Genomic DNA, 13,398 nt, shown 5'->3' with positions numbered 1-13,398 from the left:
AGATGATAAGTCATAGTAACGAAAACGCATTGATGGATGATGCAAATTCACCAGAAATCAATCAAAAATTGATGGGGAAGGTTTCTTCTGATTTTATAAAAGTATCCGAACACTTAAAAGAGGCCGCCTATCAGATAATAAAACGCAAATACTCTGAGAATCCTATTTTTGTCTTAGCTGAAACTTCGGTTGAAATTGGCGTTACCTTGTTCCAAAAACAAGATTTCAAGACCATTTACGAATACAAAGCAAGCTATTTGGAAGAGTTTTTAACTAGAGGAATGATAGGAGAAGAATCGATTGAGTTTTTTAAGGAAAACTACAAAGACCCCGAAGAATATTGCTGCCTTTTTGTGATAGACAATGCGTTTGCGGGTTTTATATATCTTCCGTTCCCCAATGATTAACAGAGTCAGAAATGACTCTTTTGCGATTAAGTGCAAAACCCCATACCAATAGAAATTTCGAAGCGATATACAGTGTTCGTATAATTGGATAATCATTCCAAAAATCGCCAAGAAAAACATACCAAGACGATATAATGTCAGTAGCCGCCATCACAAACACGCCCGCAATAATGTATTTTTTACCTTCAAAATTATTGTTGAGCATAAGAGAATAAGCACCCAAAATAGCAAACTGAAAAACGTAAAATATCATCAATACGAATATTGAATCTGGTACTATTTCCATCAAAAAGAAACCGAAAAATAGAAAAGCTGTTAGTATATATGGCCAGCCTTTTCTAAGTAAATCTAAATTGGTCATATTCTTTTTCTGAAATCCTGGATACCTTAGCAACACGATATACAACTGGTGTTCAATAAGATACAAAAACAAAAGTATAGACTTCAAAACTTCGGTGTTTTGAAATACAAAGACTATTTCGCCCAGAAAACCAAAAAAAGAAGCTGTAAAGAAAATTTTATCGGTGTAAATAATATTACCGCCGTGCTGCATTTTGTAAAAATAAATAAGCAGAGCAGCTATGAAGAATTTCGAGAGAATGTTTAAGTAAATATAACCAAACCGATAGAGGAAAATCTCGACGATCAAAAGTAAAATTATCGAGCCAAAAAGAAGTAGATTCCTATTCATGTTCAGTTTTTACGTTTGTTGAGAAACTCTCAATCAGGAAGACCTGTGAAAATACATAAAAGCTGAAACTAATGTCATAGAAGGTTTTATGATGAGGTCCAAAGGTAAATAAAAAATAGAATAGCCCGTACAATAAAAGAAAGCTAACACCGGCCACTCCAAAATAAAAAGAATAGTTGTTGACAGGCCTGAACATGGTTAAGATCAAAAATATGGCTAGCTGTATAGCAAAAACAATTAGTAAGAAATAGTTTAGAATTTCATTTTCTTCAAAAACGAAATAACCAAACATCAAAAAAACAAGAAGTGCAGGAATAAAAATCTTAAAAACATCGACTTTTGATTCCTGCACTAATATAGCTCCCTCTTTTCTAAAAACTGTTAGAAATAAAAACTGAACCAATAAATGAAGAACAATTTGAATCTTATCCTTAAATATAAAATTCTTGAAATAACTAAGTTCAAGAATATCAGATACAAAAAGTAAAACCAAGCCACCTATCACGGCATACTCAGGATCTAAATTATCATTCTTTTTTTTTCCCGTATAGTAAAACATCAAGATTGGTATGAACAAACCAAGAAAGATATCGAAATAGGTTTCGAGTTTCAATAACTTGGTGCAAATACCAGTAATGCCAAGGCCTACTAGAAAAATAAAAGAAATTCTTCTCATTCAAAAATCAGTGTTAATTCTGAAAGTATTAAATGATTTTATCTTTACCGGGTACAGGAATTGGATAAAAACCGTTGCTGTCTGGTAGTACTTTTGGCATAGCATTCCAATCAAACTTATCTGGCATAAGATTGATATTTGAGTTAAGTGCATCTTCCCATTTAACTTTCTGCCCCGAATAGGTGGCCATTCTACCCAATATACTCGTCATGGTAGCCATTGCACCATTTTCAGCATCATTTATAGGTTTGTTGTTCACAATGCAATCAAATAATACATCATGCTCCACTTGGTAAGGATTTTTGTCGTCAGTATCACGGTGCCTCCAAATGCTGTTTCCTGCAATATCAGTTATTTTCCCCTCTGTGGCACGACCTTTAGTTCCGACCAAATGCTCCGAAACGTTGGAAACCGTACCCGGCTGATGTCTGCACTGACTGTTTAGAATCATGCCATCGCCGTATTGAAACTCCACATAGTGGTGATCAAATATCTCACCATACTCTTTTCCTTTCCTTACCTCACGGCCGCCCATTCCTATTGCCTCCGTCGGATGACCTCCTTTAAACCAGTTTATTACGTCTATGTTATGTATATGTTGCTCACAGATATGATCACCACATAACCAAACAAAATAGTACCAGTTACGCATTTGGTACTCCATTTCGGTCATTTCCTTTTCACGCTTCACCATCCAAACACCATCGTTGTTCCAATAACACCTAGCCGACACAATATCTCCAATCATTTTCTGATTAATGACCCTTTCGTAAGTTTCTAGGTAAGACTTCTGATAATGTCTTTGTAAACCTACTACCACTTTGAGGTTTTTCTTTTTTGATTCTTCGGCCGCTTTTAACACTCTTCTGATTCCTAAAGCATCTGTAGCAACAGGCTTTTCCATGAAAACGTGCTTTCCTTGTGCCACTGCCTCCTCAAAATGTATGGGCCTGAAACCAGGAGGTGTAGTTAAAATCACCACATCGGCCAGGGCTATGGCCTTTTTGTAACCCTCAAAACCCACAAACTTATTTTCTTCAGCAACCTTTACTCTGGCCTTCACTTTTGGGTTTTTATCTGACATTAAAGAGGTGTAACATTTGTCTACTCTATCTTTAAAGGCGTCTGCCATTGCCACCAGAGTAACATTTTCTTTCACTGAGAGAGCCTGAAATGCCGCACCAGTACCTCTGCCACCGCAGCCTATCAGTGCTACTTTGATTTCATCCGCAGCCGAAGCATAAAAAGCAGAACTCATTTGAGGTGCAGCTGTTAACAATGCTCCAGAAGCAATGCTTGAAGTTTTTAAGAAGGATCGTCTGTCCAAATTGCTCATATTAATATTTTTTAAAATGGTTGAATTTTATTTTTTATCGAAAATAGACTTTTTAAATTGGATTTCAAACTATGCTGGAAAATAAAGCCCGCACTTTCACTCGTCTACAGGGGGAAGGGCGAAATAGGCGTCAATTTCCTTTTGAGATGGTACCAACAAAGGTCTCACAATACGAAAACCTAAAAAAGGAGCATCTGTTAGCCACCATTTAGATCTAGGTATCTGGGGGTCACGTTGTTTCAATCGAGGGGTTGACGGTCTTCTAGCTGCACTTCGCAACATGTCAGCATCGTCGTCCCAATGCCCACCTTTTATGGTATGCGGATACAGCTCAAACCTTTGATTACTAGGATCTTTAACCGAAACTTTAGCATAGTAGTTTTCTTCATAGAAATCCGAGGTCCACTCTGCCACGTTGCCATACATATCGTAGAATCCCCAAGCATTCGGCTTTTTACCACCTACTTTTTTGTAGGCTCCATCCGAATTATCGAAAAACCACGCATACTCTCCAAGCTCTTTGGAATTATTTCCAAAATAAAATGGAGTATTTGTACCGGCTCTGGCAGCATATTCCCATTCTGCTTCGGTTGGTAATCTGTAAAAAATACCTGTAGTCTGGTAAAGCCATTTACAATAAGCTCTTGCGGCGAATTGCGTTACATTACATACCGGAAATCCTCCATTTTTGCCTTGCCCGAAACTCATTTCCACATATGGTTTAGTAGGTCTGGCAATCGCATCTACTTTAAGATTTTTCTCCGTTTCGAGTTCCCTATTTTGAAAAATCAAATAGGTATCCCAAGTTGTCTCAAATTTTGACATCCAAAACGGACTTATTTCAATTTCTTTTTGCGGCCCTTCGTCTTGTCTTCGAGAGGGCTCTGTTTCGGGACTACCAATTAAGAACTTGCCTCCCTTTATGGCTACCATTTCTATTTTTTCGTTAGAATTTGGTATATTCTGGGTATAAGACGCAAAATCATCCACCATAAATAGTGAAAGAAAAAACGACACAAAAAGCACAACCTTTAACATATAATAAACTTATAATTAAATACTTAAAAACATACTAAAAAATCAAACCAACCACAGGAATATAATTACTTGCCCGAAGGAAGCAACCTGAAAACCATTCCTGGATTCTCAACTCCAATGTAAATGTAACCATCTTGACCCATTTTTACACTTCTCATTCTTCCAATATTTAGAAGTTCTTTATGGTTCTCAATAACTTTTGTATCTTTCAAAACCACTCTTTCCAAATAATTAAACCTTAAAGAACCAATTACAAGACTTCCCTTCCAAGCAGGATATTTATCACCTGTAATAAAGGCCATACCCGAAGGAGCAATAGAGGGCAAATAGTAGTGAAGTGGTTGCTCCATTCCTTCTTTTTTAGAGAGATTGGTAATAGGTTTTCCGTCATAGTTTATCCCGTAACTGATTGTAGGCCAGCCATAATTCACTCCGTTCTTTACAATGTTTATCTCATCACCACCTCTTGGACCGTGTTCATGCTCCCAAATTTCTTTTGTTACAGGATTTTGTGTTAAGCCTTGAGGGTTTCTATTGCCATAGGTAAAAAGAGTCTGACTATTAGGTGATTTGCCATAAAATGGATTATCCTCTGGAATTCTTCCATCATCATACATTCTATGCACTTTACCTAGGTCATTATCGGTTCCCTGTGCATACTCAAAATGCTTTCCTCTTTCGCCCACACTCAAATAAAGATACCCTTTGCCATCAAAAACAATTCTAGAACCGTAGTGATGGGTAGTTTTGGTATAAGGGTTGGCTTCAAATATTTCTTTTGACTCTGTAAACTCATCCCCTACTATTTTCCCTCTTACGAGTGCGGTTGTCGTCCAGGTTGATCCAGCTTCCTCCTTGAATTTGGAGTAACTCAAATATACCCAACCGTTGGCCGAATATTGTGGATGAATCTCCACATCTAGTAAGCCACCTTGTCCTTTTGAAAGAGCTTTGGGAGTATTCTTTATTTCGATTTTCTGTTTATTCTGGTCAATTTTATAAAGTTTACCGGATCTGTCGGTTACTAAAAGCTGACCGTCTGGAAGCTGAGTAATTCCCCACGGACTGTCGAATCCTGTAGCAACAGTATCCAACTTTAGTGTCATCGTTCCAGATTGAAAAACGTTTGTTTTAGGTTTAGAAGAGAACTTGTATTGATCAACATTTGCCAGACTTTTAACTATTTGGGCAGCTAAATTGTCTATTTGTTTTGAAGAAAGCGTATTTTTCCAAGAAGGCATACCCGCATCTACCGCTCCTGTGGTGATGGTTTTGATTATTTCGGTTTTAGAGGTACCATATTTCCATTTCCTATCCACAAAGGCTTCAATCTTTTCACCATGACAACTAGAGCAATATTGGGTAAAAATGGCATCAGCTTTAGGGTCAATTACATTATTTTCTTTTGCGAAAGAAATAATAGAATGAGAAACTAAAAATAGCCCGAGTAAAATGTTTTTCATATTTGATTCTTGGTTCAATTGCGAAACTAAATAATTTTGACGTAATTAATTTTTTTTTCTTCTTGATTTTAAAATAATGAAAAAATACGCCCTTCTTTCTTTGCTTTTTGTTTGTTTTAAAATTGTGAGCGTTTCAGGCCAAAAAAGCCAAGAGACCGTGAGCCTTGTAAATGAAATCAATCGTTTGATAGAACAGACTGAAGGTCGTTTTGGCATTGCTTTTAAAAACCTACAAAACAACGACACCATCTTCATTAATGCCCATGAGTATTTTCATGCCGCCAGCACTATGAAAACTCCCGTGATGTTGGAGGTATTTAATCAGGAAAAACAAGCAAAATTCAAAATTACGGATTCAATTATTGTAAAGAATGAATTTCAGAGTATTGTAGATAAAAGCAGTTATTCTTTAAGCATACTCGACGATAGTGACGACATACTTTATGCAAAAATTGGCAAAAAAATGACTATTCAAGACCTGACTTATGAAATGATGACCAAAAGTAGCAACCTATCCACGAATATTCTGATAGATAAAGTGGGTGCTGAAAATGTCACAAAACTATTGGAAAGTTTAAATATCAAAGAAAACATTGTTCTAAGGGGTGTAGAGGACCAAAAAGCATTTGAGGCGGGCTTGAATAACAAAACCACCCCTTACGGTCTTATGCAAATTTTTGAACACATAGCATCAACACAAGCACATAACTCTTTGATGATGAACATCTTATTCGACCAGAAATTTAATGAGATTATACCTGCTAATTTACCGAAAAACGTAAAAGTGGCTCATAAGACAGGTTCTATAAAGGGAGTTCAGCATGACTCTGGAATTGTTTTTTTACCCGACGGACGAAAATATGTATTAATACTACTTTCAAAAAACCTAAAAAATGAAGATGATGGCGTCAAAACCTTGGCCCAAATATCAAAACTCATTTATGATTACATGAATTAAGAAACCACAACCTCTACTATCTCGTTAATTATCAACGCAGTAGCACCCCAAACCCACTGATTCTGAATATCAAAGCCGGGTACTACTAGGTTTCTTTTCCCAACGGTGATGCTCCGAATACCTTTATTTTCAAGCTTTAAAAACTCCGAAAACTTAACCTCAATTATTTTTTCTACTTCTCTTTTGTCAGGGAAAAAATCAGGTTTGTAGTCCAAATAACCCACGATAGGTTTTACAATGAAATTACTAACCGGAATAAAAACATCCGTTAGTTCGCCTATAATATTTACGTCCATCGCCTTTACCCCAATCTCCTCCTGAGCCTCTCTCAATGCTGTTCTTACCAAGTTTTCATCGGCGTATTCCATTTTTCCGCCAGGAAGTGCCATTTGCCCACCGTGGGTTCCGTCATAGGCAGGTCTGAGTATTAATGGTAAAAACACTTCACCATCTGACGGGTAAAAAGCTACCAAAACTGCACTTTGTCTGGTAGTTTCGTTAGGCTGAATGTGAGATAACAGGCGTTCCTCATGCATAAATTTCCTCTGAAACTCTACACCTGGTAGAGGACCTTTTAGTTTGCTTGAAAGCGAGTTTACGAAGGGTTCAAAATACACGTTTGGACTCTAGTTTGATAGTTAAAGATAGGCTTAAAAAACGAGAATTGAAATAACTAACCTATAAATACTTCTTTGCAAATGCTTCTACACATCTTTCGCCATCCATTGCGGCTGAAACTATACCTCCTGCATAACCAGCACCTTCTCCACAAGGAAAGAGCCTTTCAATTTCTGGATGTTCCAGCGTCTCCTTGTCTCTTGGAACCCTCACAGGCGAAGAAGTTCTGCTTTCAATACCGATCATCTGGCCTTCGTCATAATTACGCATTTTTTGACTGAACTGCTTAAATCCCTCCTTTAATGGCTCCGCAATTGACTTGGGCAGAACATCATTGAAATCCATAGCCAAAAGTCCAGGTTGATAGGAGGTATCGTTTAATTTAAAAGATTTCTTGCTTCTATAAAAATCTTTGATTTTTTGGGCAGGCATAGTTTGTACATATTCTTTGGACATACCCACTGCCTCCCTTACCTTTTTATAAGCATTTTGCTCAACAGATTTTTGATATTCCAGTGCCGCCAATGGACCAAATGACTCAAATTCCTTCCAGTCATGCTCATTAACAGCCACTACAACCCCCGAGTTAGCAAATACAGAATCTCTTCTAGATGGCGACATTCCATTCACCACTAGCTCATGTTGTTCAGTTGAGGACGGAACAATGAAACCTCCTGGACACATGCAAAAACTAAAAACGCCTCTCTGGATTTGATTGTAGTAAGTTTGAGCAACCAAAGAATAAGATGCCGCCGGCAAAAGCCCTCTGTCGTCTGAATGATATTGGCATTGATCCACAAACGATTGCGAATGTTCTACCCTTACACCCATGGCAAAAGGTTTAGCCTGAATCAGGACCTTTCTTTCGAACAACAACTGAAATATGTCTCTGGCCGAGTGCCCAGTTGCTAAGATGACACCATCAGCAAGGATTTCAGTTTGGTTATTAATTACTATTCCTAAAATTTTATTGTTTTTTAGCAGGACATCTGTCATTTTGGTCTCAAAATGAATCTCACCACCACCATCCAGAATTGTCTGCCGAATGTTGGCCACTACCACTGGAAGTTTGTTGGTACCTATATGTGGGTGGGCATCCACCAAAATCTGTTCTGTGGCTTGGTGATTGACCAATATTTCCAAAATCCGCCTAACATCGCCGCGTTTTTTTGAACGGGTATAAAGTTTGCCGTCGGAATACGTCCCTGCCCCACCTTCGCCAAAGCAATAGTTGGAATCCGAATTTACGATATGCTCCTTGTTAATGGCCGCAATGTCTCGCCTTCTGGCTCTGACGTCTTTCCCTCTTTCCAATACTATTGGCTTTATGCCCAGCTCCAGGCACCTAAGTGCAGCAAATAGACCTGCTGGCCCTGATCCAACGATTATTAAAGTCTTGGTAAATTGCTTTTTGAAATAATCATACTTTACAAAATCTGCATTTTGAAAAGGACTATTAAGCGAGATTTCTATTTCTAGATTGATCTTAACTTCTCTTTTTCGGGCATCTATCGACTGCTTTAACTTCCTGAAATAAAAGTTCTTGTCAGCTGAAATTTTAAAATTATCTCTGAGAAATTGCTCTAAAAGTTGCTCATCAAGAGCAATATTTGGAGGTAAGACAAATGCATGTATATTTTCCATCGGAAAGGTTTTTATCCTTTAATTTTCTCTCAAAACTACTAAAATTGTTTCAAAATGAAGCTATATTTGCACATGGCCTTCTTTCAGAACATAAAAAGAGGAATCAAAACCACCACCAAGGGCTTAAGTCTGACCTTGAAGCATTTGTGGGCAGCCAGAAAAACCAAAGGTGCCTTGAATGTTCAGGACGAAAATTATTTCAAAATTTCGGAAGGATTTGTAACGCTCCAGTATCCCCACGAAAGCATTTCTGTTCCAGAAATCGGTAGATATCAGTTAGATTGCGAGATTGACGACTGTATAGTTTGTGATAAATGTGCCAAAATCTGCCCGGTAGATTGTATCGAAATAGAAGCCATAAAGTCGCCAGAATTGATCCGAACCACCTCAGATGGCTCTCCTGTGAGACTTCATGCGGCCAAATTCGACATCGACTTGGCCAAATGTTGCTTTTGTGGACTTTGCACCACTGTTTGCCCAACCGAGTGCCTTACGATGAATAGTGAGTATGACTACAGTGTGCTAGATGTCAATCTTTTAAACTTGGCCTTCTCTAATTTATCAGAAAAAGAAGCTGAGGAAAAAAGAAATCTTTATGAGCAATTTGTTGCCGAAAAAGAGGCAGCCAAATTGGCCAAAACTGATGCAACACCCAATCCAGAGGTAGATTCTGTTTTTAAACCAAAAATACCGAGTGCATTTCAGCCTAAGCCACCAGCGACTGATCAAGTAAAAACGGAGGTTGAACCCGTGAAAAAACCAATTTTTGCTCCGAAAAAGCCTATTCAGTCAGAATCAACACCAGTAAACCTAGAACAATCAACCGCTGATAAACCAAAACCAATTTTCAGTCCTAAGAAGCCAATTATGGCTGCAGCAGATAATGCAGAAGCGATTAAAGCTAAATCAGAAGATACGAAACCAAAGTTTGTTCCGAAGAAACCGTTAAGTGCTTCAGAGATCCTGACTGAAAATGTTGCTCCAACAGAAAAATCTAAATTTCTACCTAAAAAGCCAGTTGAAATAGCAAATGAAAATTCAGGTGCAGAAACGAAACCTAAGTTTGTTCCCAAAAAACCGACGGTGATTGCTACTGACGAATCAGTGAGTTCAGTATCAGATGGTGATTCTAAACCGAAATTCGTTCCCAAAAAACCAGTAGAAGTAGTTTCGGAGGCAGTCTATCAACCAGTACCAAATGTTGAAAATGCCAAGCCAAAATTTGTTCCGAAAGCAAAGCCAGAACAAATTGCATCAGAAAATAAACCGTCGGCATTCATTCCAAAAATAAAACCGGAAGTTGCTAACAATGAGACGAGAGAAACGCCAAAACCTGTTGGATTTGTACCTAAACTCAAACCCGTAGTTACCGAAAGTACCCCAATTGATTCAATTAATGAGGCTGAAGCAAGGATAGAAACGCCAGTAAGTCCAGCCAAATTTGTACCTAAACTTAAACCAAAATCATAAATGGAAATAGTACTTAGGGAATTACAAAATGGCAATGTGGCATTTGGTATATTTTGTTTGATAGCAGTTATCGGAGCATTGTATGTTTTGTTTTCAAAAAACGTCTTATATGCATCCTATGGACTTTTGGTGAGCTTTTTGGGCGTAGCGGGTATATTTGTTTTTGCTGGTGGAGAGTTTGTTTCTGCTGCCCAAATCATGATTTACATAGGCGGCATATTGATACTACTTATTTTTGGTATCATGCTAAGCTCCAACAAAAAAATGGGAAAAGGTAAGCTTAATATTGAGAACATGGATATGGTTTTTAGTCTAACCATAGCCGTCAGTTTGTCTTTATTACTCTCATTTTTGGTTTTGGAGTCAAAGTTTAGCACCAGCAGTTTCAAACCACAACAGCACATCAAAAACCTTGGATATAATTTAATGACCGACTCGGTTTTGGTACTAGAGATTATTGGTGTGTTATTGCTGATGGCCTTGATTGGTGCCACTTATATTGCTAAAAAAGATGAATAATTTAACACCCTATATTATTGTTTCAGCCATATTGTTTGCCATAGGATTTGCGGTAATAGTTACCAAAAAAAATCTAATTTTGATGCTTATGGGTGTGGAATTAATGCTAAATGCCGTAAATATAAACTTTGTGGCCTTTAGTAAATTTGATAAAATCCCAGAGCAGGGTCAAATTTTTGCATTATTCATAATGCTAGTTGCGGCTTCGGAAGTAGCTGTGGGCTTGGCAATTATCCTGAAAATAAAGAAATATTACGAGAATATCAACCCAGAAAAACTAACAGAATTGAAAAATTAACTGACATTTTTTTTGGAATACATAAGAAAACCACTACTTTTGCAGTCCAATTGGCTGCGTAGCTCAACTGAATAGAGCGTCTCACTACGGATGAGAAGGTTTGGGGTTTGAATCCCTACGCGGTCACAAAGCGAATCGAAAGGTTCGCTTTTTTTGTTTTAGAGCGTATCACTACGGATGAGAAGGTTGGGCAGGGGTCGCTTCCGACTTTGGATCACTACGTGGCCGACAAGGTGCCGTCACAAAGCGAATCGAAAGGTTCGCTTTTTTTGTTTTGGAGCGTATCACTACGGATGAGAAGGTTGGGCAGGGGTCGCTTCCGACTTTGAATCACTACATGGCCGACAAGGTGCGGTCACAAAGCGAATCGAAAGGTTCGCTTTTTTTTGTTTTGAAGCGTCTCACTATAGACATGAAGGTTGGGCAGGGGTCGCTTCCGACTTTGGATCATTACGTGGCCGACAAGGTGCGATCAAAAAGCGAATCGAACGGTTCGCTTTTTTTATTTTGGAGCGTATCACTACGGATGAGAAGGTTGGGCAGGGGTCGCTTCCGACTTTGGATCACTACGTGGCCGACAAGGTGTCGTCACAAAGCGAATCGAAAGGTTCGCTTTTTTTGTTTTAGAGCGTATCACTACGGATGAGAAGGTTGGGCAGGGGTCGCTTCCGACTTTGGATCATTACGTGGCCGACAAGGTGCGATCAAAAAGCGAATCGAACGGTTCGCTTTTTTTATTTTTGAGCGTATCACTACGGATGAGAAGGTTGGGCAGGGGTCGCTTCCGACTTTGGATCACTACGTGGCCGACAAGGTGTCGTCACAAAGCGAATCGAAAGGTTCGCTTTTTTTGTTTTGGAGAGTATCACTACGGATGAGAAGGTTGGGCAGGGGTCGCTTCCGACTTTGGATCATTACGTGGCCGACAAGGTGCGATCAAAAAGCGAATCGAACGGTTCGCTTTTTTTATTTTGGAGCGTATCACTACGGATGAGAAGGTTGGGCAGGGGTCGCTTCCGACTTTGGATCACTACGTGGCCGACAAGGTGTCGTCACAAAGCGAATCGAAAGGTTCGCTTTTTTTGTTTTGGAGAGTATCACTACGGATGAGAAGGTTGGGCAGGGGTCGCTTCCGACTTTGGATCATTACGTGGCCGACAAGGTGCGATCAAAAAGCGAATCGAACGGTTCGCTTTTTTTATTTTGGAGCGTATCACTACGGATGAGAAGGTTGGGCAGGGGTCGCTTCCGACTTTGGATCACTACGTGGCCGACAAGGTGTCGTCACAAAGCGAATCGAAAGGTTCGCTTTTTTTGTTTTGGAGAGTATCACTACGGATGAGAAGGTTGGGCAGGGGTCGCTTCCGACTTTGGATCATTACGTGGCCGACAAGGTGCGATCAAAAAGCGAATCGAACGGTTCGCTTTTTTTATTTTGGAGCGTATCACTACGGATGAGAAGGTTGGGCAGGGGTCGCTTCCGACTTTGGATCACTACGTGGCCGACAAGGTGTCGTCACAAAGCGAATCGAAAGGTTCGCTTTTTTTGTTTTGGAGAGTATCACTACGGATGAGAAGGTTGGGCAGGGGTCGCTTCCGACTTTGGATCATTACGTGGCCGACAAGGTGCGATCAAAAAGCGAATCGAACGGTTCGCTTTTTTTATTTTGGAGCGTATCACTACGGATGAGAAGGTTGGGCAGGGGTCGCTTCCGACTTTGGATCACTACGTGGCCGACAAGGTGTCGTCACAAAGCGAATCGAAAGGTTCGCTTTTTTTGTTTTGGAGAGTATCACTACGGATGAGAAGGTTGGGCAGGGGTCGCTTCCGACTTTGGATCATTACGTGGCCGACAAGGTGCGATCAAAAAGCGAATCGAACGGTTCGCTTTTTTTATTTTGGAGCGTATCACTACGGATGAGAAGGTTGGGCAGGGGTCGCTTCCGACTTTGGATCACTACGTGGCCGACAAGGTGTCGTCACAAAGCGAATCGAAAGGTTCGCTTTTTTTGTTTTGGAGAGTATCACTACGGATGAGAAGGTTGGGCAGGGGTCGCTTCCGACTTTGGATCATTACGTGGCCGACAAGGTGCGATCAAAAAGCGAATCGAACGGTTCGCTTTTTTTATTTTGGAGCGTATCACTACGGATGAGAAGGTTGGGCAGGGGTCGCTTCCGACTTTGGATCACTACGTGGCCGACAAGGTGTCGTCACAAAGCGAATCGAAAGGTTCGCTTTTTTTGTTTTGGAGAGTATCACTACGGATGAGAAGGTTGGG

General features: G+C 39.6%; 12 protein-coding genes and 1 tRNA gene. 6 read left to right on the top strand and 7 right to left on the bottom strand.

Annotated features, from left to right (window positions below):
- Window positions 1–2: 2 nt before the first annotated feature.
- On the top strand, window positions 3–407 hold the full coding sequence (locus EGI31_RS20435; protein WP_255039019.1) for a hypothetical protein: 405 nt from the start codon (window positions 3–5) through the stop codon (window positions 405–407).
- Here the strand turns inward: EGI31_RS20435 and EGI31_RS20430 are convergent.
- From EGI31_RS20430 to EGI31_RS20410, 5 genes are all read right to left on the bottom strand, one after another.
- On the bottom strand, window positions 379–1,098 hold the full coding sequence (locus EGI31_RS20430) for a hypothetical protein (protein ID WP_255039018.1): 720 nt from the start codon (window positions 1,096–1,098) through the stop codon (window positions 379–381). The genes EGI31_RS20435 and EGI31_RS20430 overlap by 29 nt on opposite strands.
- The gene (locus EGI31_RS20425; protein ID WP_255039017.1) at window positions 1,091–1,774 is read right to left on the bottom strand and encodes a hypothetical protein; all 684 of its coding nucleotides are present in this window, start codon (window positions 1,772–1,774) and stop codon (window positions 1,091–1,093) included. Before EGI31_RS20425 ends, EGI31_RS20430 begins: the two co-directional genes overlap by 8 nt.
- A gap of 28 nt (window positions 1,775–1,802) precedes the next feature.
- Window positions 1,803–3,110: a Gfo/Idh/MocA family protein gene (locus tag EGI31_RS20420; RefSeq protein WP_255039016.1), complete on the bottom strand. Its 1,308-nt coding sequence runs from the start codon at window positions 3,108–3,110 to the stop codon at window positions 1,803–1,805.
- A gap of 96 nt (window positions 3,111–3,206) precedes the next feature.
- Window positions 3,207–4,148 (bottom strand): formylglycine-generating enzyme family protein, encoded by a 942-nt coding sequence (locus EGI31_RS20415; RefSeq protein WP_255039015.1) that lies wholly within the window; start codon window positions 4,146–4,148, stop codon window positions 3,207–3,209.
- Window positions 4,149–4,213: 65 nt separating this feature from the next.
- On the bottom strand, window positions 4,214–5,611 hold the full coding sequence (locus EGI31_RS20410; protein ID WP_255039014.1) for a PQQ-dependent sugar dehydrogenase: 1,398 nt from the start codon (window positions 5,609–5,611) through the stop codon (window positions 4,214–4,216).
- A 76-nt stretch (window positions 5,612–5,687) separates the two neighbouring features.
- Here EGI31_RS20410 and EGI31_RS20405 point away from each other — a divergent pair, with 76 nt between their 5' ends.
- Complete coding sequence (locus tag EGI31_RS20405; protein ID WP_255039013.1) at window positions 5,688–6,569, top strand: serine hydrolase; 882 nt, start codon at window positions 5,688–5,690, stop codon at window positions 6,567–6,569.
- Here EGI31_RS20405 and EGI31_RS20400 read toward each other — a convergent pair.
- A complete protein-coding gene (locus tag EGI31_RS20400) occupies window positions 6,566–7,186 on the bottom strand; it encodes an NUDIX hydrolase (RefSeq protein ID WP_255039012.1) in 621 nt (206 codons plus the stop codon). The two genes, EGI31_RS20405 and EGI31_RS20400, sit on opposite strands and share 4 nt — an antisense overlap.
- A gap of 61 nt (window positions 7,187–7,247) precedes the next feature.
- Window positions 7,248–8,831 carry an NAD(P)/FAD-dependent oxidoreductase gene (locus EGI31_RS20395; protein ID WP_255039011.1) on the bottom strand — a complete coding sequence of 528 codons (1,584 nt, stop codon included), beginning with the start codon at window positions 8,829–8,831 and terminating at the stop codon, window positions 7,248–7,250.
- Between the two features lie 54 nt (window positions 8,832–8,885).
- Here EGI31_RS20395 and EGI31_RS20390 point away from each other — a divergent pair, with 54 nt between their 5' ends.
- From EGI31_RS20390 to EGI31_RS20375, 4 genes are all read left to right on the top strand, one after another.
- Window positions 8,886–10,301: a 4Fe-4S dicluster domain-containing protein gene (locus tag EGI31_RS20390; RefSeq protein WP_255039010.1), complete on the top strand. Its 1,416-nt coding sequence runs from the start codon at window positions 8,886–8,888 to the stop codon at window positions 10,299–10,301.
- Window positions 10,302–10,820 (top strand): NADH-quinone oxidoreductase subunit J family protein, encoded by a 519-nt coding sequence (locus tag EGI31_RS20385; RefSeq protein WP_255039009.1) that lies wholly within the window; start codon window positions 10,302–10,304, stop codon window positions 10,818–10,820.
- Window positions 10,813–11,118 (top strand): NADH-quinone oxidoreductase subunit NuoK, encoded by a 306-nt coding sequence (nuoK, locus tag EGI31_RS20380; RefSeq protein WP_255039008.1) that lies wholly within the window; start codon window positions 10,813–10,815, stop codon window positions 11,116–11,118. Before EGI31_RS20385 ends, nuoK begins: the two co-directional genes overlap by 8 nt.
- A gap of 52 nt (window positions 11,119–11,170) precedes the next feature.
- A tRNA-Arg gene (locus EGI31_RS20375) sits at window positions 11,171–11,244 on the top strand.
- The last annotated feature ends 2,154 nt before the right edge of the window (window positions 11,245–13,398 follow it).

Source organism: Lacihabitans soyangensis (genome assembly GCF_024343775.1).
Lineage (GTDB): Bacteria > Bacteroidota > Bacteroidia > Cytophagales > Spirosomataceae > Leadbetterella > Leadbetterella soyangensis.
The sequence above is the reverse complement of the archived record's forward strand: the minus strand, read 5'-3'. Positions and strand labels throughout refer to the sequence as shown.

Excerpts from the sequence above, each read along its gene's own strand:
- EGI31_RS20435 (WP_255039019.1), top strand. The coding sequence starts at position 3 with ATGATAAGTCATAGTAACGAAAACGCATTGATGGATGATGCAAATTCA.
- EGI31_RS20430 (WP_255039018.1), bottom strand. The coding sequence starts at position 1,098 with ATGAATAGGAATCTACTTCTTTTTGGCTCGATAATTTTACTTTTGATC.
- EGI31_RS20425 (WP_255039017.1), bottom strand. The coding sequence starts at position 1,774 with ATGAGAAGAATTTCTTTTATTTTTCTAGTAGGCCTTGGCATTACTGGT.
- EGI31_RS20420 (WP_255039016.1), bottom strand. The coding sequence starts at position 3,110 with ATGAGCAATTTGGACAGACGATCCTTCTTAAAAACTTCAAGCATTGCT.
- EGI31_RS20415 (WP_255039015.1), bottom strand. The coding sequence starts at position 4,148 with ATGTTAAAGGTTGTGCTTTTTGTGTCGTTTTTTCTTTCACTATTTATG.
- EGI31_RS20410 (WP_255039014.1), bottom strand. The coding sequence starts at position 5,611 with ATGAAAAACATTTTACTCGGGCTATTTTTAGTTTCTCATTCTATTATT.
- EGI31_RS20405 (WP_255039013.1), top strand. The coding sequence starts at position 5,688 with ATGAAAAAATACGCCCTTCTTTCTTTGCTTTTTGTTTGTTTTAAAATT.
- EGI31_RS20395 (WP_255039011.1), bottom strand. The coding sequence starts at position 8,831 with ATGGAAAATATACATGCATTTGTCTTACCTCCAAATATTGCTCTTGAT.
- EGI31_RS20390 (WP_255039010.1), top strand. The coding sequence starts at position 8,886 with ATGAAGCTATATTTGCACATGGCCTTCTTTCAGAACATAAAAAGAGGA.
- EGI31_RS20385 (WP_255039009.1), top strand. The coding sequence starts at position 10,302 with ATGGAAATAGTACTTAGGGAATTACAAAATGGCAATGTGGCATTTGGT.
- nuoK (WP_255039008.1), top strand. The coding sequence starts at position 10,813 with ATGAATAATTTAACACCCTATATTATTGTTTCAGCCATATTGTTTGCC.